The organism is Arthrobacter sp. Alg241-R88 (assembly GCF_900537115.1).
In the GTDB taxonomy this organism is placed as follows: domain Bacteria; phylum Actinomycetota; class Actinomycetes; order Actinomycetales; family Micrococcaceae; genus Arthrobacter.
In genome coordinates, this window is the sequence record NZ_UNRG01000001.1 from 1,009,520 (window position 1) to 1,029,851 (window position 20,332).

General features: G+C 64.9%; 18 protein-coding genes, 1 tRNA gene and 1 pseudogene. 13 read left to right on the forward strand and 7 right to left on the reverse strand.

Annotation, left to right across the window (positions count from 1 at the left end):
* Positions 1-77: 77 nt before the first annotated feature.
* A complete protein-coding gene (locus tag G6R19_RS04635; protein WP_163162709.1) occupies positions 78-1,322 on the reverse strand; it encodes a PucR family transcriptional regulator in 1,245 nt (414 codons plus the stop codon).
* A 174-nt stretch (positions 1,323-1,496) separates the two neighbouring features.
* Complete coding sequence (gene aceE, locus G6R19_RS04640; RefSeq protein WP_163162711.1) at positions 1,497-4,238, reverse strand: pyruvate dehydrogenase (acetyl-transferring), homodimeric type; 2,742 nt, start codon at positions 4,236-4,238, stop codon at positions 1,497-1,499.
* A 424-nt stretch (positions 4,239-4,662) separates the two neighbouring features.
* Here aceE and G6R19_RS04645 point away from each other — a divergent pair, with 424 nt between their 5' ends.
* The 7 genes and pseudogenes from G6R19_RS04645 (at position 4,663) to G6R19_RS04675 (ending at position 9,610) form a co-directional block, all read left to right on the forward strand.
* The gene (locus G6R19_RS04645; protein WP_163162713.1) at positions 4,663-5,082 is read left to right on the forward strand and encodes a DUF3052 domain-containing protein; all 420 of its coding nucleotides are present in this window, start codon (positions 4,663-4,665) and stop codon (positions 5,080-5,082) included.
* Complete coding sequence (locus G6R19_RS04650) at positions 5,079-5,573, forward strand: peroxiredoxin (RefSeq protein WP_163162715.1); 495 nt, start codon at positions 5,079-5,081, stop codon at positions 5,571-5,573. Before G6R19_RS04645 ends, G6R19_RS04650 begins: the two co-directional genes overlap by 4 nt.
* 6 nt (positions 5,574-5,579) lie before the next feature.
* Positions 5,580-6,500: an NAD-dependent protein deacetylase gene (locus tag G6R19_RS04655; protein WP_163162717.1), complete on the forward strand. Its 921-nt coding sequence runs from the start codon at positions 5,580-5,582 to the stop codon at positions 6,498-6,500.
* Between the two features lie 105 nt (positions 6,501-6,605).
* Positions 6,606-6,678 (forward strand) — tRNA-Val (locus G6R19_RS04660).
* Positions 6,679-6,771: 93 nt separating this feature from the next.
* Positions 6,772-7,061, forward strand: a pseudogene (locus tag G6R19_RS04665) (hypothetical protein).
* A 246-nt stretch (positions 7,062-7,307) separates the two neighbouring features.
* Positions 7,308-8,105, forward strand: coding sequence for an IclR family transcriptional regulator (locus G6R19_RS04670; protein ID WP_163162719.1), 798 nt, complete (start codon positions 7,308-7,310; stop codon positions 8,103-8,105).
* 158 nt (positions 8,106-8,263) lie between these two features.
* Positions 8,264-9,610 (forward strand): MFS transporter, encoded by a 1,347-nt coding sequence (locus G6R19_RS04675; RefSeq protein ID WP_163162721.1) that lies wholly within the window; start codon positions 8,264-8,266, stop codon positions 9,608-9,610.
* Between the two features lie 305 nt (positions 9,611-9,915).
* Here the strand turns inward: G6R19_RS04675 and G6R19_RS04680 are convergent, their stop codons facing one another.
* Positions 9,916-10,980 (reverse strand): D-2-hydroxyacid dehydrogenase, encoded by a 1,065-nt coding sequence (locus G6R19_RS04680; protein ID WP_163162723.1) that lies wholly within the window; start codon positions 10,978-10,980, stop codon positions 9,916-9,918.
* 59 nt (positions 10,981-11,039) lie between these two features.
* Between G6R19_RS04680 and G6R19_RS04685 the strand changes: the two genes are divergently transcribed.
* Genes G6R19_RS04685 through G6R19_RS04695 form a run of 3 tightly spaced genes read left to right on the forward strand, consistent with a single transcriptional unit; the run spans position 11,040 to position 13,806 of the window.
* Positions 11,040-11,969 carry an NAD(P)-dependent oxidoreductase gene (locus G6R19_RS04685; RefSeq protein WP_163162725.1) on the forward strand — a complete coding sequence of 310 codons (930 nt, stop codon included), beginning with the start codon at positions 11,040-11,042 and terminating at the stop codon, positions 11,967-11,969.
* Positions 11,966-12,736 (forward strand): SDR family oxidoreductase, encoded by a 771-nt coding sequence (locus G6R19_RS04690; RefSeq protein WP_163162726.1) that lies wholly within the window; start codon positions 11,966-11,968, stop codon positions 12,734-12,736. The genes G6R19_RS04685 and G6R19_RS04690 overlap by 4 nt, the downstream gene beginning before the upstream one ends.
* Positions 12,736-13,806 carry an L-idonate 5-dehydrogenase gene (locus tag G6R19_RS04695; RefSeq protein ID WP_163162728.1) on the forward strand — a complete coding sequence of 357 codons (1,071 nt, stop codon included), beginning with the start codon at positions 12,736-12,738 and terminating at the stop codon, positions 13,804-13,806. The genes G6R19_RS04690 and G6R19_RS04695 overlap by 1 nt, the downstream gene beginning before the upstream one ends.
* A 15-nt stretch (positions 13,807-13,821) precedes the next feature.
* Here the strand turns inward: G6R19_RS04695 and G6R19_RS04700 are convergent, their stop codons facing one another.
* A complete protein-coding gene (locus tag G6R19_RS04700; protein ID WP_163162730.1) occupies positions 13,822-14,547 on the reverse strand; it encodes an FCD domain-containing protein in 726 nt (241 codons plus the stop codon).
* Positions 14,548-14,747: 200 nt separating this feature from the next.
* Here G6R19_RS04700 and gndA point away from each other — a divergent pair, with 200 nt between their 5' ends.
* The gene (gene gndA / locus G6R19_RS04705; protein WP_163162732.1) at positions 14,748-16,184 is read left to right on the forward strand and encodes an NADP-dependent phosphogluconate dehydrogenase; all 1,437 of its coding nucleotides are present in this window, start codon (positions 14,748-14,750) and stop codon (positions 16,182-16,184) included.
* 95 nt (positions 16,185-16,279) lie between these two features.
* Here gndA and epsC read toward each other — a convergent pair whose 3' ends face one another.
* The 3 genes from epsC to msrA all read right to left on the reverse strand — a co-directional run bounded on the left by epsC (position 16,280) and on the right by msrA (position 18,430).
* Positions 16,280-16,864, reverse strand: a complete 585-nt coding sequence (gene epsC / locus G6R19_RS04710) for a serine O-acetyltransferase EpsC (RefSeq protein WP_163162734.1) — start codon at positions 16,862-16,864, stop codon at positions 16,280-16,282.
* A 40-nt stretch (positions 16,865-16,904) separates the two neighbouring features.
* Positions 16,905-17,840: a cysteine synthase A gene (cysK, locus tag G6R19_RS04715; RefSeq protein ID WP_163162736.1), complete on the reverse strand. Its 936-nt coding sequence runs from the start codon at positions 17,838-17,840 to the stop codon at positions 16,905-16,907.
* A 65-nt stretch (positions 17,841-17,905) separates the two neighbouring features.
* The gene (gene msrA / locus G6R19_RS04720; protein ID WP_163162738.1) at positions 17,906-18,430 is read right to left on the reverse strand and encodes a peptide-methionine (S)-S-oxide reductase MsrA; all 525 of its coding nucleotides are present in this window, start codon (positions 18,428-18,430) and stop codon (positions 17,906-17,908) included.
* Between the two features lie 101 nt (positions 18,431-18,531).
* Here msrA and G6R19_RS04725 point away from each other — a divergent pair, with 101 nt between their 5' ends.
* Together G6R19_RS04725 and G6R19_RS04730 are read left to right on the forward strand one after the other, a co-directional pair.
* The gene (locus tag G6R19_RS04725; protein ID WP_205484229.1) at positions 18,532-19,455 is read left to right on the forward strand and encodes a Nif3-like dinuclear metal center hexameric protein; all 924 of its coding nucleotides are present in this window, start codon (positions 18,532-18,534) and stop codon (positions 19,453-19,455) included.
* Positions 19,456-19,565: 110 nt separating this feature from the next.
* Positions 19,566-20,303 (forward strand): C4-type zinc ribbon domain-containing protein, encoded by a 738-nt coding sequence (locus G6R19_RS04730; RefSeq protein WP_163162740.1) that lies wholly within the window; start codon positions 19,566-19,568, stop codon positions 20,301-20,303.
* The last annotated feature ends 29 nt before the right edge of the window (positions 20,304-20,332 follow it).

Below are 20,332 nucleotides of genomic sequence, written 5' to 3' on the forward strand. Positions count from 1 at the left end.
TCCAAATTACTGTGTGATCCAGCGGTGTTTGTCCGCACCAAGCTCACGGGGTCAGGTTGTAGGAAGTCTACAACGCCTCAGGGCTGGTTCCGCGCCGGGTGACGCTCGACGGCGGCTTTGGGCGGGGCGGAAAGGCGGCCCACCACAAGCGCTGCCTGGAGGACAAAAGCCTCTCTGGGGAGGAGCGGATCCCAGCCCGTCACGTCGCAGACCCGCTTTAGCCGATACCTGACGGTGTTGGCGTGGACAAAGAGTTCGCGGGCCGTTGCCTCAAGGGAATGGCCGAGTTCCAGGTACGTTCCAAGGGTTTCCACCAGCCCGTTGGACGCCGCGAGGAGCGGGCGGTAAATGTTCTTGATCAGCGAGCGGCGGGCGGCGTCATCGCCCGAGATTACGCGCTCAGGCAGCAGGTCATCCGCGGCAACAGGCCGGGGCGCGGACGGCCAGGCCCTGGCCGCCGTCAGGCCGGCGAAGGCGGATTGCGCCGAACTGCTGGCCTCCAGCAGCGAGCCTGCTTCGGCCCCGTACACCACGGGGCCCGGAGCGAACATGTCGCTGAGCTTCACGTAGGCGGTTTCCCGGTCCGAAACGCCGCCCAGGATCAGGATCAGGCGATCGCCCTGGATGCCCACGAGGGCGTCCTCCGCGTAGCGGCCTGCCATCCGCCGGAGTTCGCTGACGTAGCTGGCGCTGGGTTCGGAGGGGGAGTTGCCCACCATCACGGTGAACCGTTCCTGCGCCTTCCAGCCCAGGGCTGCGATCCTGGAGCGCAAAGCGTCAGTGTTTTCGCCGCGAAGGATGGCATCGACGATCAACGCCTCCAGGCGGGTGTCCCAGGAGCCCCGGGATTCGGCGGCCCGCGCATAGACGTCGGCGGCGGCGAACGCCACCTCGCGGGAGTAGCGTAGGACGGCCTCGCGAAGGGACGGCTGGTCAGCCTCCGGGGCGATGACCGGTACCTGGTCCTCCACCACCTCCACCACGATCCGGATCAGCTGCAGCGCTTTTTGCAGGCTGATGGACCGGGTGAGTTCCGTAGGGGCTGTCCCGAAGACGTCGGTGAGGATCCAGGACGGGGAGCTCGGGCGTTCATACCAAGTCACGAACGCTGCGATGCCGTTCTGCGCCACCATGCCGAGGGCTGAGCGTTCATCCGAGCTGAGCCGGCTGTACCAGGGCAGGGATTTTTCCAGCTCCCGCATTGTGGTGGTGGACAGCTGGCCCACATTCGCCCGCAGCTTTTTGAGCGTTTCGGACTTCTCCGGCGTGACCCTCGGCGTGGATGGTTTGCGCTTCGCGGACGGGGCGGCTGGTGCTGGCATTCTTCGAGCATACGGCCACTGCCCGGCAAGCTCCATTTGTGCAAAGGCTACAATCCCGTCGGTTGTGCGTCACACGGGGCTCCCGCCGCACAACAGAGGACGGCGGCCCCCGCCTTTCGGTGGGAGCCGCCGTCGTCAGCACTTCGCGGGATCGCCGCAGGTTACCTGTCTGTCCTAGGACTCGCCTCCGGCGTTGCCGGTGGAGCCTGCGTTGACGTTGTGCAGCCGGTACTTGTCGATTGCCTTGGCTGGCGCCTGCTGGTCAACCTCGCCGCGGCGGGCCAGCATCTCCAGTGACCGGACCACGATGGAGTGGACGTCGATCTTGAAGAAGCGGCGGGCTGCTGCGCGGGTGTCGGAGAAGCCGAAGCCGTCGGCGCCGAGGGTGGCGAATTCGTTCGGGACGAACTGGCGGATCTGGTCCGGGACGGCCTTCATGTAGTCGGACACTGCGACGACGGGGCCGGTGGCTCCTTCGAGCTGCCGGGTGACGAAGGGGACGCGGGCGGGTTCGCCGGGGTTGAGGAAGGCTTCCTCTTCGGCGGCGAGGCCGTCACGGCGCAGTTCGTTCCAGGAGGTGACGGACCAGACGTCTGCGGAGACGCCCCAGTCATCGGCCAGGAGCTGCTGGGCCTCCAGCGCCCACGGCACCGACACGCCGGAGGCGAGGATCTGGGTCCGGGGACCGTCGATCTTTGCCGGGGCGAGCAGGTAGATGCCCTTGATGACACCCTCGACGTCCAGTTCCTCCGGCTCGGCCGGCTGGGTGATGGGCTCGTTGTACACCGTGAGGTAGTACATGAGGTTCCGGTCTTCCGAGTTGGGCCCGTACATGCGTTCGAGGCCGTCGCGGATGATGTGGCCCATTTCGTAGCCGTAGGCGGGGTCGTAGGTGACCACTGCGGGGTTGGTGGAGGCGAGCAGSGGGGAGTGGCCGTCGGCGTGCTGGAGGCCTTCGCCGGTGAGGGTGGTCCGTCCTGCGGTGGCGCCGATGATGAAGCCGCGGGTCATTTGGTCTGCTGCGGCCCAGAAGGCGTCGCCGGTGCGCTGGAAGCCGAACATGGAGTAGAACACGTAGACCGGGACCAGGGGCACGCCGTGGGTGGCGTACGCGGTTCCGGCGGCGGTGAACGCTGCCACGGCGCCGGCTTCGTTGATCCCGGGGTGGATCAGCTGCCCTGCGGGGGACTCCTTGTAGGCCAGGACCAGGTCCCGGTCCACGGACAGGTAGTTCTGGCCCTTGGGGTTGTAGATCTTCGCCGTCGGGAAGAACGCATCCATGCCGAACGTACGCGCCTCATCCGGGATGATCGGGGCGATGTGCTTGCCGAACTCCTTGTCCCGCATCAGGTCCTTGAGCAAACGCACGAAGGCCATGGTGGTGGCGGCCTGCTGCTTGCCCGAACCGCGCTTGGCCACCTCGTAGGACTTCGCGTCCGGCAAGGTGATCTCGGCGTGCTTGGACCGGCGTTCCGGAACCGAACCACCCAGGGCAGCGCGGCGCTCCATCATGTACTGGATTTCCGGGGCGTCCGTGCCGGGGTGGTAGTACGGCGGCTGGTACGGGTCTTTTTCGAGCTGTTCGTCCGTGATGGGGATCCGCAGGTGGTCGCGGAACTTCTTCAGGTCGTCAAGGGTGAGTTTCTTCATTTGGTGGGTCGCGTTGCGGCCCTCGAAGTGGGGTCCGAGTCCGTAGCCCTTGACGGTTTTGGCGAGGATGACGGTGGGTTTGCCCTTGAATTCGGTGGCTGCCTTGTACGCGGCGTAAACCTTGCGGTAATCGTGGCCGCCGCGTTTGAGGTTCCAGATCTGGTCATCGGTCAGGTCCGCGACGAGGTCCTTGGTCCGGGGGTCCTTGCCGAAGAAGTGTTCGCGGACGAACCCGCCGGATTCTGCCTTGTAGGTCTGGTAGTCCCCGTCGGGGGTTTCATTCATGATCTTCACCAGCGACCCGTCGGTGTCGCGGGTGAGCAGGTCATCCCATTCCCGGCCCCAGACGACCTTGATCACGTTCCAGCCCGCGCCGCGGAAGAACGCTTCGAGTTCCTGCATGATCTTGCCGTTGCCGCGGACCGGGCCGTCCAGGCGCTGGAGGTTGCAGTTGATCACGAAGTTCAGGTTGTCCAGGTTCTCGTTCGCGGCGAGCTGGAGCAGGCCGCGGGATTCCGGCTCGTCCATTTCGCCGTCGCCCAGGAACGCCCAGACCTGCTGGTCCGAGGTGTCTTTCAGGCCCCGGTTGTGCAGGTAGCGGTTGGACTGGGCCTGGTAGATCGCGTTCATCGGCCCGATGCCCATCGAGACCGTGGGGAATTCCCAGAACGACGGCATCAGCCGCGGGTGCGGGTAGGAAGACAGGGCGTGGCCCTCGCGGGACTTTTCCTGCCGGAACCCGTCCAGGTCCTCCTCGGAGAGCCGGCCTTCCATAAACGCCCTCGCGTACATGCCGGGGGAGGCGTGGCCCTGGAAGAAGACCTGGTCACCGCCGCCGSGGTGGTCCTTGCCGCGGAAGAAGTGGTTGAAGCCCACCTCGTACAGGGTCGCAGCCCCGGCGTAGGTGGAGATGTGCCCGCCCACGCCGATGTTGGGCCGCTGGGACCGGTGCACCATCACCGCGGCGTTCCACCGCATGTACGCCCGGTACCGGCGCTCGAACTCCTCGTTGCCCGGGAACTGCGCTTCCTGGTCCACCGGGATGGTGTTCACGTAATCGGTGGTGGTCACCATCGGCACCCCGACGCTCTGCGCACCGGCACGCTGCAGCAGGCTCCGCATGATGTATTGGGCACGCTCGGTACCCTGTTCCCTGATCAAAGAATCCAGGGACTCAACCCACTCGGCGGTCTCTTCCGGATCACGATCAGGCAGCTGGTTAGTCAACCCGCTGAGGATATGGGAGGTATCTTCTCCTGCAGCCACGTCCAACCTCTCTTTGCGCGCATTGATGGCGCACTCAGGCCGGGCAGGGTGACCGCCCGGCGTATATACGCCGTGTGCGACGTATCGGTTACAACAGCCCGGTCATGTGTGCCGGGCAGGGTCCTAGCATTCCTACGTCTGCATTGGAGTTACAGGGTTGTTGCCCCGCAGGCATAGTTGTCACCTGCCACTCTAACTCTGTCCGCAACACGATGCGTAGCCGCGGCTTGGACGGCTCTGTTGTATTTCGCCGTCATACTGGTTGTGTGACGAAAAGCCGCTGCGGGCGGGCTGGCCACACTGGTGTGACGCAGAATATGCGCCATCCCGGGGCGCCAGCTTGAAGCGCAGGCACAAAGGGTGTTGGCTTGGGAGTAATGGAAATCACTATGCGCACTGCATATATGAGGCATTGGAGGAACACGTGAGCGAGGCCGACGCCGCCACTTCGGTAAATGTGGCGGAAAAATTGGGTTTCAAGAACGGGGATCTGATTCAGGAGTTCGGTTACGACGACGACGTCGATTTCGACTTACGTGACGATATTGAAGACCTCACGGGCTCTGAGCTGTTGGATGAGGACGACCACGAAGTGGCGGATGCCGTCATCTTCTGGTGGCGCGACGGCGACGGCGACCTGGTGGACAGCCTCATGGATTCGTTGACCACCCTCAGCGAAAACGGAGTTGTCTGGGTCCTCACTCCGAAGTCCGGCAGGGCCGGATATGTTTCGCCGGCTGACATCCAGGAAGCTGCACCGACCGCCGGCCTGCACGTCACAACCTCGGCAGGCGTGTCCAAGGACTGGAGTGCAGCCCGCCTGGTGATGAGGAAAAACAAGTGACGGCAGCGCTTGACGCTGCTTCCGTAGTTGTGCCCGCGATTGGCGGGCCGGCACCTGACTTCGAACTCAGCAACCAGTTCGGCGAACCCGTCCAGTTGTCAGCCCTTCGAGGCCAGAACGTAGTCCTGGTGTTTTATCCGTTCGCTTTTTCCGGCATTTGCACCGGGGAACTCTGCGAGATACGCGACAACCTTGCGATGTTCGAGGATGCGAATGCCACGGTCCTGGCGATCTCCGTCGACAGCAAGTTCAGCCTGCGCGCCTACGCCGCGCAGGAAGGCTACAGCTTCGACCTTCTGGCCGACTTCTGGCCCCACGGTGGCGTGGCCAGCGCCTACGGCGTCTTCGATGCGGACAGCGGCATGGCGAAGCGCGGCACATTCATCATCGACGCCGCCGGAACTGTCCGCTATTCGGTGGTGAACCCGCGCGGCCAGGCCCGGGACCTTCAGGAATACCGCGCCGCATTGGCCGGCCTGGGGCAGGCCTGACCGGCCATGGAACAGCGGGGGGCGGGTGTAGGCCTGACAGGCTTCGCCAGCATGCCGCCCGTCAAGGCAACGCGTCCTTCCGCTGAGGAGCTCGAGGTCCTGCTGCGGATTCGCGCGGTTCTCGCAGGCAACCCCTTTGCCCTGCTGACTGGCGCCGGGCTGAGTACCGATTCGGGCATTCCGGACTACCGCGGACCGGGTTCGCCGCCGCGTTCCCCCATGACATACCAGGAGTTCATCAAGGACGAGGCCAACCGTCAGCGCTACTGGGCACGAAACCATATCGGCTGGTCACATCTTCGGCACGCTGATCCCAACCAGGGCCACCACGCGGCCGCCGAACTCGAGCGGCGCGGCTACCTCACCGGCTTGATTACCCAAAACGTTGACCGGCTCCACGAAGACGCCGGAAGTACCAATGTGGTTGACCTGCATGGCAGGTATGACCAGGTGGTTTGCCTCCAGTGCCGCCGTACCTACTCCCGGCGCCTGCTTGCGGGAGTGCTTGAGGAGCTGAATCCGGACTTCCTGTCACGCGCCGCGGAATCGGGTCTTGTGGAGATAGCGCCGGATGCAGACGCCACCGTCGAGGACCAGGCGCTGATCAGCAGCTTCGTGGTGGCGGTCTGCCCTGCATGCGGCGGAACGCTGAAGCCCGACTTTGTGTACTTCGGCGAGAATGTGCCCAAAGAGCGCGTTGAACGCTCCTACCGGATGGTTGACGATGCCGGTGCGCTGGTAGTGGCCGGATCATCACTGACAGTGATGAGTGGCTTGCGCTTCGTAAGGCACGCCGCCAAGGACGGGAAGCCGGTGATCATCATCAACCGGGGGGAGACCCGCGGCGATGACAAGGCAACCATAAAGCTGGACGCGGGCGTCAGCGAATCGCTGACCTGGCTCGCCGCCGAGCTCCCGCCCCTGTAGGGGGCGTTCAGGGGCGCGGGCCGCACCGATTCGCGTTTCGCGGCCTGCGTCGGGTAGAGTCTATGTTCGTTGGTTGCGGCGCTGAAGCGCCGGATTCAGCACCATGGGTCTTTAGCTCAGCTGGTAGAGCGCCACGTTTACACCGTGGATGTCATCGGTTCGATCCCGGTAGGACCCACAAGGAAACCCTGTAGTTTTCGCCGTATTGGCGGAAACTGCAGGGTTTTTTCGTTTGCGGCCCAATGTCAGTGCCCCGCCGTAGTTTGCAGGCATGGAACACGTGATGGTGCGGACGGGAAGCAACGGAATGCCGACGGCGGTAGTGACCAACGGCAGGGAATGGACTGTGGGTGCGGAACCAGTCCGGTGGTTTGAGCGGGTCAACTGGTGGGAAGTCAACCGCAGGATGCCCAAAGGCCTCAGCCGGGTGGACGTCGAGGTCCTGCAGGTCCAGGTGAGGCTCGGAGGAACAGCGGCTCCGCGCTGACCACCATGCTGCTGGAGAGGGACGGCATGGGCGGTGGATGGCGCCTGCGCGAAGCAGTCGCGGACGCGGCCTGATGCGCGCTCTTGGGTGTATCAGGGCATTGGAAAACCCTCCACCGCGACTATTGGGGGATGCCGCGGTGGAGGGCCTGTGACGAATATACCGTGAACTTCCCGAAACAAGAAGTTGTCCGCACTGTGTGTCGGCTCACTCGGGTTGCTTTCCAGTGCCGAACTCAATGAGGCCCCAGCCATTAGAATGGTTGGTGTTCAGCTGGATGAACAGCACAATCCAGCGCAGGCGCCTACATAAGGAGAATCATGGCCGATTCCCGCACCCCCCGAACCGCCGACGGCCTGGGAAGCGCTTCGCCGGCGCCCGCCGTCACCCGGGCAGCCGCTGTATTGGATGCCCTTGCCGCCTCGGCAGCCGGAAGGCTGACCCTAAGCGACCTGGCCCGCGAACTCGGCATTCCCAAGTCATCCACGTCCAACCTGCTTTTGGCGCTGGAAGAGGCACGCCTCATCAGCAGGCAAGGAGCTGAATTCACCCTCGGCCGCAAACTGGTGGAACTCGGCGCCGCCTATCTCAGCCGCCTGGACGAAGTGCAGGAGTTTTACCGGTACTGCGAGCAGGCTCCCACGCTGTCCGGGGAGACGGTCCGGATCGCCATGCTGGATGGAACCAACGTCATCTACCTCGCGCGGTATGAGGGGCATCCCGCCGTCCGCCTGACCTCCAACATCGGTGACAAGATGCCGGTTTCCCTGTGCGCGGTAGGAAAGGCGCTGATCGCCCGGCTGCACGATCATGACATCGACGACATGTTCCCCGACGACGCGCAATTGCCCGTCCTGACGCCGAAGTCGCTGCGCACCGGTGCAGAGCTGAAAGCCCAGCTCCACACGATCCGGGAGCAGGGCTACGCGTTCGAGGACGAAGAATCCACTACCGGCGTGGTGTGCCTTGCCGTGTCCGTTCCTACCCGGGGTGCGCACGGCCCCAGCCTGGGACTTTCGGTGACTGCACTGAAGGCCACCTACACGGAGGAGCAGGGTTCGCAGATGGTCAAGGAACTCCGTGAGCTCGCGCGTTCCCTTGGCAACCCCATGGGGTGAAAGGGCAGGAACCGCGGCCGGCTCAACAAAATAAATGTTCGGCACCCTTGCCGGCTGTTCAACTTGCTGTACGCTGTTCAATACAGTGACCAGCACGGCTCGTGCCGCCACTGACCCACCAGGCCAACGGGGGCCTGGCGTGTGATGAGGGAGTTCTTGTGACAACTCGTACTAATGCACCGCAGGCCGAGGACGGCGCCGTCGTTGAACCGGACCAGCTGCGAAGGGCAACTCTTGCCAGTTCCGTAGGTTCCGCCTTGGAATACTACGACTTCTACATTTATGGCCTCGCCTCAGCGCTGATCTTCGGGCCGCTGTTCTTTGCCCCGCTGGGTGAGAGCGGTGCCGTCATCGCTTCCTTTGCCACGTACGGAGTCGGCTTTGCCGCCCGTCCCTTCGGCGGGGTGGTTTTCGGCTACATCGGGGACAGGTTTGGACGCAAGATGGTCCTCATCCTCACCATCGGCTTGATGGGCATGGCCAGCTTCGCGATCGGGCTGCTGCCCACGTTTGAGCAGGCCGGTATGCTGGGTGCCGTCCTCCTGGTGGCCCTGCGCATCATCCAGGGGCTGGGCGCCGGTGCAGAGCAGGCGGGTGCAACCACCCTCATCTCGGAAGTCGCGCCGCGCCGCCGTCGTGGATTCTTTGCTTCCCTGCCGTTCGTCGGCATCCAGCTCGGTACCCTCCTCGGCGCCGGCACCTTCGCGCTGATGGCGCTGGCCGATAAGTCCGTCCTGCAGGGCTGGCTGTGGCGGGTGCCGTTCCTGGCCAGCTTTATCCTGATCGTTGTTGCCGTCTTTATCCGGCTCCGGCTGAAAGAGACTCCGGTCTTCCAGGAGCTCGAGAAGCACAAGGCTGTCGTGAAGAACCCGGTAGGCCAGATCTGGAAGCACTCCAAAAAGAGTGTGCTGGTGGGAATCGGCCTGCGGATGGGCGAAAACGGCAATTCCTCCATCTACTCAGCCCTTTTGGTGTCCTTCATCAGCATGCCTGCAGGCGTCTTCGCCGGCGACAAGTTCATCGGCCCCACCGGCCTGCTGATTGCCGCCGCATTCGCAGCAGTCATGGTGGTCACCTTCGGTGCACTGTCTGACCGGTTTGGCCGCGTCCCGGTCTACCGGTACGGCGCGCTGTTCCAGGCTGTCATCGCCCTTCCGGCGTTCTACCTGGTGACCCTTGGCAACGTCACGCTGGTGTGGGTGGTCATGGTGGTGGGCATCGCCCTTGGTGTGCAGTCGATGCTTGGCCCCCAGTGCGCGATGCTGCCCGAACTTTTCGGATCCCAGCACCGGTTCACGGGCGTTGCACTGAGCCGCGAACTCTCGGCAGTCCTCGCCGGTGGCTTTGCCCCGATGATCGGCGTCGCCCTTCTCGCCGCCACCAACCACTCCTGGCTCGTTCCGGCCATCTATTCGCTGGTCCTGGCATCCATCTCCTTCTTCACCACCTTCTTCACTCCCGAAACCCGGGGCAGGGACCTGGTCCTGGTGGAGGACGCAAGGTAGCCCGACAGCTCCAGGCGAGGGCCGCTTTCCCTGATGGGGAAGCGGCCCTCCCTTATGCACTGGGGCGGCTATGCACTGGGGCGGCGAAAAGGGTGGCGAAAGGGCGGCGGGCATCGTGTAGTGGGCAGCGGCAGGGGCTGCGAACAGCAGAGAGCAGCAGACCCGGGCATACCGTGGGTGCGCGGCCCGAACCTGGTGCTGCATGCGAAAGGCCCCGGCTGGTTCCTCCTGGAGAGGAGCCAGCCGGGGCCTTGCGTTGTGTGTCCGACGCCAACGGGGGAGGCTGTCGGGGCGGGAGCGGCTGTTTAGTAGAAGTGGACGGTGTCCACGAGGTGGGGCAGCTCGCCGCCGTCAAGGAAGATGCGGAGGTTGCTGCAGAACCGTTCCGTGATCAGGCGGTTCTCTGCTGCACTCAAGGCGGAGGTGTGCGGCGACACCAACACCTTGGGGTGGCTCCAGAGCGGGCTGTCCTGCGGGAGCGGTTCGACCGCAAAGACGTCAAGGCAGGCGTAAGAGACCTGGCCATTGTCCAGGGCCTCGAGCAGCGCTTCCTCGTCCACCACTGTTCCCCTTCCCACGTTGACGAAAACAGTGCCGGGCTTCATGGCCGAAAAGACGTCCCGGTTGAAGAGCCGTTCCGTGTAAGGGGTGCCGGGCAAGGTGTTGACCACGGCGTCTGCGGTGGCAAGGAGGGCCGCGAGGCCGTCATTGTCCGAAACCTGTTCAATCCCCTCCAGCGGTGCCACCGTGCGCTTGGTCCCGCTGACCTTCATGCCGAGGGCCCGGGCCAGGCGGGCCGTCTCAAGTCCGATTTCGCCCAGCCCGGAAATGACCAGTTGGGAACCGCTGACCAGCCGCGTGGGGGTCCTTAGCTCGGGCCAGACTTTGGCCTCCTGGTCCCTCACGAGCTCGGCGGTTCGTTTGAAGCCGTTAAGGATCCCCAGGGTGGCGAACTCGGCCAGGGGAAGGGCATGGACTCCTGCGGAAGTTGTTACCTTGAACTTCTGCAGCGTTTCCTGGTCCAGCCCGGAGGCTTTTACGGCTCCGCCGGCTCCGGCTGCCATGGCGTGGACCCACTGGAGGTGCGGGTTGTCTGCCGCGATGCGGGCGAGGCCGGCCGGGCCTTCGTTGGGGATGCCGTACAGGACCTGGGCTTTGTTGAGCATGTCCCAGTACCGTTCCTCCTGCTGGGGGGAGCGTTTGAAGGCGGGGTCGCCGGCATGGTCGGCCGGGTACCGCTCCGGAGGGAGTAGCTGGGGGTCGTAAAGAACGGTGACGGACGGGTCGACAGCGCGTATGCGCTCGACGAGCTCCTCTTCGAGGGGGACGGCAATGGCCACGGTAATGGGAGAGGTCATGGTGTCCATCATACTGAATAGCGGCTAGAATACTGAACAAATCTTGAAGCACAACGACGTGAGGCTGACGTATGCAAGGTAGAAGAGCGGGCTTCGTGGGCTTGGGTCTGATGGGCTTCCCGATGGCTGCCAATGCCATCCGTAACGGGTGGCAGATCACGGGATGGAACAGGTCGCCCGGTCCCGCCGTCGAGCTGCAGAAGGTCGGCGGCGCAAACGCAGCGAGGATCGAGGACCTGCGCGAGCTCCCGGTGATCGTGTTTATGCTGCCGGACCTTGCCCATATCGAGGAGGCGGCCGCCGGGCTGCTTGGGAGCTGGGAAAATCAGCCACCGGCGCCGGGCACTATCGTGCTGGTCATGAGCAGCGTCTCGCCCGCTGCGGTAAGGGCCTTTGGCGAACGCGTTGCGGCACTAAGCCGCGGCCACGTGCAGGTAGTGGACGCTCCGGTCAGCGGAGGAACAAAGGGCGCTGCGGAGGGAACGCTCGCCATTATGGCCGGCGGCGATGCTGCGGCTTTTAGGAGTGTTGAGCCCCTGCTGCAGTCCATGGGTACCACGGTGCGGCATCTGGGCCCGCTGGGGGCTGGATCCCTCGCGAAGGCATGCAATCAGCTGGTTGTGGGAACCACGACGGCGGCGCTCGCCGAGGCTGCCGAGCTTGCCGAGCGTTCCGGGCTGGACCCCGCGGCGCTGTTCGAGGTGCTGTCGGGAGGGTTGGCCCGCAGCAAGGTACTGGACATCGTGGGTCCGCGGCTGGTCAGTAGGGACTATGCCCCCACCGGGCCCGCTAAATTCATGCACAAGGACCTCTCCTTTGTTGTGGAGGCAGCGCGGGCTTCCGGAACGGCAGTGCCCATGGCGGCAGCCGGCGTCGAACTTTATGCGGAATTGAAGCGCCAGGGCCTCGGCGACCAGGACCTCGCCGTGGTGCGCCAGGCTATTTCACACCTCAGCGGACGAGCCACGGAAACCGTGGCGGAAGGAACAGTAAAGTCATGAGCTCTCTTTTTGACCTGACGGGGCGGGTTGCCCTGGTGACGGGTTCGAGCCGGGGGATCGGCAACGCTCTCGCCCGGGCATTGGCGGACGCCGGTGCAACAGTGGTGCTGAACGGTATCAACGGGGAGCGGCTCAAGGATGCCGCTGCCGCCATGGCTGCCGACTTCGCGCCGGGCCGGGTGCACAGCGTTGCCTTTGATGTCACGTCCGACGCCGAGGCCGCGCGCGGCATTGCCTGGGTGGAAGAACACGTGGGACCGCTGGAGATCCTGGTGAACAACGCGGGCATCCAGCACCGGGTGCCGATGCTGGAGCTGGACGTGAAGGACTGGGAACGGGTCATCTCCACTGACCTGACCAGCGCCTTCCTGGTGGGGCGGGAAGCGGCCCGCTTTATGATTCCACGCGGGCACGGCAAGATCATCAACATTTGCTCGGTCCAGACCGACCTGGCCCGGCCCACCATCGCCCCGTACGTCGCGGCGAAAGGCGGGCTGCGGAACCTGACCCGGGCCATGACGGCCGAGTGGGCAGCGTCCGGGCTGCAGATCAACGGGATCGCGCCGGGCTACATCCACACCGAGATGACCCAGAATCTGGTGGACGATGAGGCCTTCAACTCCTGGATCCTGAGCCGGACCCCCGCGAACCGGTGGGGGACCGTGCAGGACCTGGCCGGCCCGGCGGTGTGGCTGGCGTCCAGCGGTTCGGACTTCGTGAACGGGCAGACAATTTTTATCGACGGCGGAATGACGGTGGTGGTCTGATGACACTGGATACAGCGCTCTCCACCCCGGTCCTTCCCGCCACCGGTCCGGCCGTGGTGGCCCACGCCGCCGGGGACCTCCGGATCGACGAACTGACCCTGGCCGCTCCGGCCCCGGATGAGGCGGTGGTCGAGGTGCACTACGGCGGGATCTGCGGTTCGGACCTGCACTACTGGCTCCACGGAGCCGCGGGCGAGTCCATCCTGAAGGCCCCCCTGGTGCTCGGCCACGAGATCTCCGGAACCGTGGTCCGCGCCGCTGCCGATGGAACCGGGCCTGTAGCCGGCACTCCGGTGGCGGTCCATCCGGCCACCCCCGGTCCGGGCGCTGCCCGGTACCCGGCGGGCCGGCCCAACCTGTCCCCGGGCTGCACCTACCTGGGCAGCGCGGCCCGTTTCCCGCACAAGGACGGCGCGTTCAGCCGGTACGTGAACCTCCCGGCCCGGATGCTCCGGGCCCTGCCGGGCAGCATCAACCTGCGCACCGCGGCCCTGATCGAACCGGCCTCCGTGGCCTGGCACGCAGTGGCCCGGGCGGGGGAGGTAGCAGGTAAATCAGCGCTGGTGATCGGCAGCGGCCCCATCGGCGCCCTGGCCGTCGCGGTCCTGAAGCGGGCCGGCGCGGCCCGGATCACCGCCGTCGACATGCACCAAAAGCCCCTGGAAATCGCGACAGCCGTGGGAGCGGACCAGGTGCTGCAGGCCGGGGACGCTGCGGCGATCGCCGCCGTCGAGGCCGACGTCGTCATCGAATCCTCCGGCAACCATCACGGCCTCGCCTCCGCCATCCAGGGCGCAACCCGCGGCGGCACCGTGGTGATGGTCGGTTTGCTGCCCACCGGCCCGCAGCCGGTCCTGATCTCCCTGGCCATCACCCGCGAACTGGAGCTGAAGGGGTCCTTCCGGTTCAACGACGAGATCGACGACGTCATCGCCGCCCTCGCCGACGGCACCCTGCACATCGACCCCGTCATCACACACGAATACCCCGTCGAGCAAGCACTCGAAGCCTTCGACGTCGCACGAAACTCCGCCGAATCAGGCAAAGTACTGCTGAGTTTTGCTTCCTGACAGGACGGGTGGGGGCTAGCGGCGAACGGGGATGAAAACGCGCGGCTGTTCGGTCCAGGTATCCGACATTTGGGACATGGTCCGGCGCATGATCCGGTCCGAGGCGTCACGGGCCGCCTCGGCATCGCCCCGGGCGATGGCCTCGGCAACGTCAACGTGCCACTGCAGGGCGGCCTCGTGCGGATGGTCGGGCATAAGGCCATGGACGGTGCGCCCCGTCAGGGTCTCGGCCACCTGCCCCATCAGGTTGGCAAACATCTCATTGCCCGAGCCGGAGAGCAGCAGGGAATGGAACTGGATGTCCAGCTCCAGGAAGCGGGGCACGTCACCGTTGTGTCCGGCCTCGCGCATGGCGTAGGCGACGTCCACGAGTTCCAGGCGCAGCGGCGCCGGGGCGTTTCCGGCGGCCAGTTCCGCCGCGGCCGGTTCGACGGCGGCGCGCAGCTCGGCGAGGGAGCGCAGCTGGGCGCCCCGCGCGTCACTGGCCAGGCGCCAGCGGATGACCTGGGGATCGAACGGGTTCCAGCGGCTCGGCGGCAGGACCCGGATGCCCACCCGCTTGGTGGTTTCCACCAGGCCCAGGGACTGCAGTACGCGGACCGCCTCGCGGATGACCGACCGGGACACCTTGAGCTCGTCCTCCAGCTGCTCCGCCAGTATCACGTGGCCGGCGGGCAGGTTGCCCGAGACGATTCGGGTGCCCAGATTCTCGATGGCACGGTGGTGGAGGCTGGTGGTCATGCTGCTAAGCCTAGTGGCAGCCACTGCACCGCCTGCCTTTGGCCCTGGACGGCAAACGACACAAAAGGTTCCAATAGGTGGGCGTTACTTTCCTGTGACCCGGTGAATATATATGCTTTATTCAGACCCATGGTCTGCAACCGTGCTTCCGCGCAAAGGGAGCCACTGCACATCCAACGCACGTATGAATTGGAGTTTTGATGTCTGCACACATCGGTGTCACCGGCCTAGCGGTGATGGGCGCCAACCTGGCCCGCAACCTCGCGCGGAACGGCTTCACGGTCGCACTGCACAACCGTTCAGTGGAAAAGACTGACGCCCTGCTGGAGAAGCACGGCTCGGACGGCGACTTTATCCGCACCGAAACCCTGCAGGAGCTGGTGGACTCCCTGGAGAAGCCCCGCCGCGTCCTGATCATGGTGAAGGCCGGCAAGCCCGTTGACTCCGTCATCGAGCAGCTCGAACCGCTGCTGGAGGCCGGCGATATCATCATCGACGCCGGCAACTCCCACTACGAGGACACCCGCCGCCGCGAAGCCGCGCTGGCCAAGAAGGACCTGCACTTCGTGGGCGTAGGCGTCTCGGGCGGTGAAGAAGGTGCCCTCAACGGCCCCTCCATCATGCCCGGCGGTTCCAAGGAGTCCTACAAGGCCCTCGGTCCGCTCCTGGAAAAGATATCCGCCAAGGTCGACGGCGAACCGTGCTGCGCCTGGGTGGGAACCGACGGCGCCGGCCACTTCGTCAAGATGGTCCACAACGGCATCGAATACGCCGACATGCAGGTCATTGGCGAAGCGTTCGACCTGCTGCGCTCCGGTGCTGGCATCGAGCCGGCTGAGCAGGCCAAGATCTTCTCCGAGTGGAACAAGGGCGAGCTCTCCTCCTTCCTGATCGAAATCTCGGCAGAGGTCCTGGGCCACGTGGACGCCAAGACCGGCAAGCCGTTCGTTGACGTTGTTGTGGATGCCGCCGGCCAGAAGGGCACCGGCCGCTGGACCGTCATCTCCGCATTGGAGCTGGGCTCCCCGGTCTCCGGCATCGCCGAATCCGTGTTCGCCCGCGCCCTGTCTTCGCAGGCGGGCCAGCGCAAGCTGGGGCAGGAGCTCCTGGCCGGCAACGAGGCTTCGGTGGAAATTCCGGAGACGTTCGTCGAGGACGTCCGCCAGGCCCTGTACGCCTCCAAGCTGGTGTCCTACGCCCAGGGCCTGGACATGCTCACGTCCGCAGCAAAGGAATACGGCTGGGACCTGAAGCTGGACGAGATTGCTTCGCTGTGGCGGGCCGGCTGCATCATCCGCGCCGAGCTGCTGAAGGACATCACCAAGGCTTACGCAGCTGACGAGAAGCCTGCCAACTTGCTGTTCGCTCCGGCCTTCACGAAGGCCATCGCCGAGGCTGTTCCGGCCTGGCGCCGCGTTGTTGCCACGGCTGTCCAGCTGGGTATTCCGGTTCCCGTGTTCTCCTCCTCGCTGGCCTACTACGACGGCCTTCGCCGCAAGCGCGTTGCTGCCGCCCTGATCCAGGGCCAGCGGGACCTCTTCGGTGCCCACACCTACGGCCGTGTGGATGCAGAAGGCACGTTCCACACCCTCTGGGGCGAGGACAAGTCCGAAATCGAGGCAGTGGACACCCACTAGTTCCGCAGAACGCCGAATGGCCCGCAGCTCCTGGAGAAATACAAGAGCTGCGGGCCATTTGTTCAGGTCAGCAGGGCGTCAACGCGCACTGAGCGTCAGAGGTGGTATTCGATCTCGTACTCAGCCGGGTCCACGGCCGGCTTGGTCTCCCGCTGCGCATCCCGGTGGCGCCACTTTGCGGGAACGCCGGTAACGATCGATTCCGGCGGCGCGTCCTTTACAACCACCGCGTTGGCGCCCACGGCACTGTCCTCGCCGATGGTGATCGGTCCCAGGATCTTCGCGCCGGCGCCAATGGTTACGCGGTCACCGATGGTGGGGTGCCGCTTAATCCTCGCCAGCGAGCGGCCGCCCAGCGTGACGCCGTGGTACATCATCACGTCCTCGCCGATCTCCGCCGTTTCACCGATCACCACACCCATGCCGTGGTCAATAAAGAACCGGCGGCCGATCGTGGCGCCGGGATGGATCTCGATGCCGGTGACGAACCTGCCCAGCTGGGAGATCAGCCGCGCAGGGAAACGCAGGGCCGGGTTCTGCCACAGACGGTGCGTCAGACGGTGGATCCAGATGGCGTGCAGGCCGGAATAGGCGAAAAAGTTCTCGAAAGAACCTCGAGCCGCCGGGTCGTGGGACCGGGCGGCGTCGAGGTCTTCCTTTAGTCTTGCGAAAAAGCCCACAAAGTTCTTTCTACAGGAAACGGGCGGATGGCGGTTCTAATCAGCCGCGGATGTCGTCATAGAGCACGGTGGAGATGTAACGCTCACCGAAGTCGCACACCACGGCCACGATCAGTTTGCCCGCGTTCTCCGGGCGCTTGGCCAGTTCCAGGGCGCCCCACACGATGGCACCGGAGGAGATGCCGCCGAGGATGCCTTCCTTGACGCCGAGCTCGCGGGCTACGCGGACAGAGTCCTCGAGCGTGGCGTCCAGGACTTCGTCATAGACGTTGGTGTCCAGGATTTCGGGGACAAAGTTTGCGCCGATGCCCTGGATCTTGTGCGGGCCGGGCGCGCCGCCATTTAGGATCGCCGAGTCCTTGGGCTCCACGGCCACGATCTGGACGCCGGGCTTGCGTTCCTTCAGGACCTGGCCGACGCCGGTGACCGTACCGCCGGTGCCCACGCCCGCGACGAAGATGTCCACGGCGCCGTCAGTGTCAGCCCAGATTTCCTCAGCGGTGGTGTTGCGGTGGATTTCGGGATTCGCCTCGTTGGCGAACTGCTGGGCCCAGATGGAGTTCTCGGTGTTGGCGACAATTTCCTGGGCCTTTTCCACGGCACCGCGCATGCCCTCGGAGCCCGGCGTCAGCACAATCTCGGCACCGAAGGCGCGCAGCATGACGCGGCGCTCGGTGGACATGGTCTCCGGCATGGTCAGGATGACTTTGTAGCCGCGGGCCGCGCCCACCATGGCCAGGGCGATGCCGGTGTTGCCGGAGGTGCCTTCAACGATGGTTCCGCCGGGCTTCAGGGCCCCGGACTTCTCCGCGGCGTCAACGATGGCCACGCCAATGCGGTCCTTGACGCTGTTGGCAGGGTTGTAGAACTCGAGCTTGACGGCGACCGTGGCTTCCAGCCCCTCGCTGAGGCGGTTGAGCTTGACCAGCGGCGTGCCGCCGACCAGCTGTGTTACATCGTCATAGATCCGTGCCATGTAGATACGCCTATCTTGTGAGGGGTGAATACTGAGGTCAGCCTAACGAGGCCGCGTAACACCCGCTAAGCGTTAAGCCATGCAGAGTAATATTTCCTGGCCTTGGCGAGCTTGGGGTTGATGTTCACCTGGCAGTACCCCTGCTCCGGATGCTTGGCGTAGTAGTTCTGGTGGAACTCTTCGGCAACGTAGAACCGGGGGAGCCTGCTGACCTCCGTGACGATGGGGTGCGCCCACAGGGCCTGGTTCCGTTCGATGGCTTCCTCGAAGAGGATCTTCTCTTCGGTGGTCTCGTAGAACATGGACGAGCGGTACTGGGTGCCGACGTCGTACCCCTGCCGGTTGAGCGTTGTGGGATCGTGCAGGGCGAAAAACATGTCCAGGATGACCTCCGCCGGAATCACGTCCTCGTCGAAGGTCACGGCCACCACTTCGGCATGACCGGTGGTGCCGTTGCAGACCGAGTAGTAGTCCGGGTGGGGATCGTGGCCCCCCGTGTAGCCGGACACCACTGAGGTGACGCCCTTGGTCTTCTGGTAGACGGCGTCGAGGCACCAGAAGCAGCCTCCGCCTAAAACAAAAGTTTTCATGACCTCTTCAATGGTTCGCGGCACCGGATGATTCCCTGGCCCTTGTGCGGCGCCGCTTCAAACATGCGGTACGGGCGGGGCGATGGGGTAAAACTAAGACTATGGAACCTGTGGACACTGACGTTACCGGCCAGGAGAATCACGACGCCGACGCCCCCTCCGGCGCGGAGGAAGCGGACGGCCAGCCCCAGGCTCCCACCCTGGGTGAGCTGCTCCTGGCTGTGGAGGAGCTGTGGCCTGAGTCCTTGGCGGAGCACTGGGACGAGGTTGGGCTGGTGGCGGGGCATCCCTCGGCCGCGGTGACCCGGGTGATGTTTGCCGTCGACCCCACGCTTGAGGTGATTGAGGAGGCGGTGGAATGGGGCGCGGAGCTCCTGATCACCCATCATCCGCTGCTGCTCAAAGGCGTCACCACAGTCGCTGCCACCACCGCCAAGGGCCGGGCTGTCCACCGGCTCATCGAGTCGGGCACTGCGCTCCTGACCGTGCACACCAACGGTGATTCCGCCGTCGGGGGTGTGTCCGACGTACTCGCCGACGCCCTGGGCCTGCAGGACGTCGCGCCGCTCACTGTGGCGGCGAATGGCCTCCCGGAAGAGGGAATCGGGCGCGTCGGTGACCTGGCGGACGCCATGACCCTGGGTGACTTCGCAGCACGTGTCTTTGGCATACTGCCCTCCGTGGCGGGGGGAGTGCGCGTCTCAGGGGACAAGGACGGCCTGGTGCGGCGGATTGCAGTCTGCGGCGGCGCGGGGGATTCGCTGTTTAATGAGGTGCGCGCCAGCAACGCGGACGTGTATGTCACCGCCGACCTTCGCCACCACCCGGCGTCCGAGGCCCGGGAAGCGGCGCTGAACGGCCGGCCTTACCTGGTGGACGTATCGCACTTCGCCAGCGAGTGGCTGTGGCTGCCGGCAGCCGCCGCAGCGTTGGGCAACGTCCTCGCCGACCAGGGCCACGACGTCGAAATCCAGGTCAGCACCACCAACAGCGACCCCTGGGACTTCATCCTGACTCCGGGCTAAGCCTGGCGTGCGACTCTGTTGCGAGGCAGGGGAGCAGGGCAGGCGCTAGAGTCTAGGAAGCGCCGTTCAGGTGCCCGGCCCGGGCCGGAAGTAATTAAGCGGAGGTAACAGTGGCGAAGGCAGCACCGGCGGAACAGTTGAAGTTGCTTGAGCTGCAGGGGCTGGACGCCAGGCTGAAGTCGCTCGCCAACCGCCGCCGCTCGCTGGAGAACGATCCCAGGATCAAGGATCTAGAAGCCGCCCTGTCCGTCGCCAACGGTGAGCTGGGCGCCGCGAAGGTGGCCGTCCACGATGCCGAGGCCGAGTTGAAGCGCGCCGAGGCGGACGTGGAGCAGGTTGCCTCCCGGATCGAACGGGATGAGGCAAGGCTCAACAGCGGAACCGGGCTGTCCAAGGACCTGGTCGCGTTGCAGAAGGACATCGCCTCCCTGAACAAACGGCGCTCGGACCTGGAAGACGTGGAGCTCGAGGTCATGGAACGGCTCGATTCGCTCCGGGCCAGGCAGGCCAAGCAGCAGGGGATCGTGGACGACATCCAGGGATCCTTCGGCAGCATACGGGCCGAGCTGGACGCAGCCCTCGCCGAAGTTGAGGCAGAAGCCAGTGGGCTCCGGAGCCAGCGTTCAGAGTTTGCCTCCGCCCTCGACGCTGGAATGCTGGCCGTGTACGAAAAGACCCTGGCGAAGCGCGGGGTGGGCGCCGCAAGGCTGTTCCACGGAACGTCCGAGGCCTCGGGTATGAAGTTGAGCCCCGGCGATCTCGCCGAGATCAAGGCTGCGGCCGCCGACGACATCGTGTTTTGCCCGGACTCCGGCGCCATCCTGGTCCGCTCGGACGAGTGGGCCTGACCCAACTAGGTAGCGCTAAGTGTCTTTTT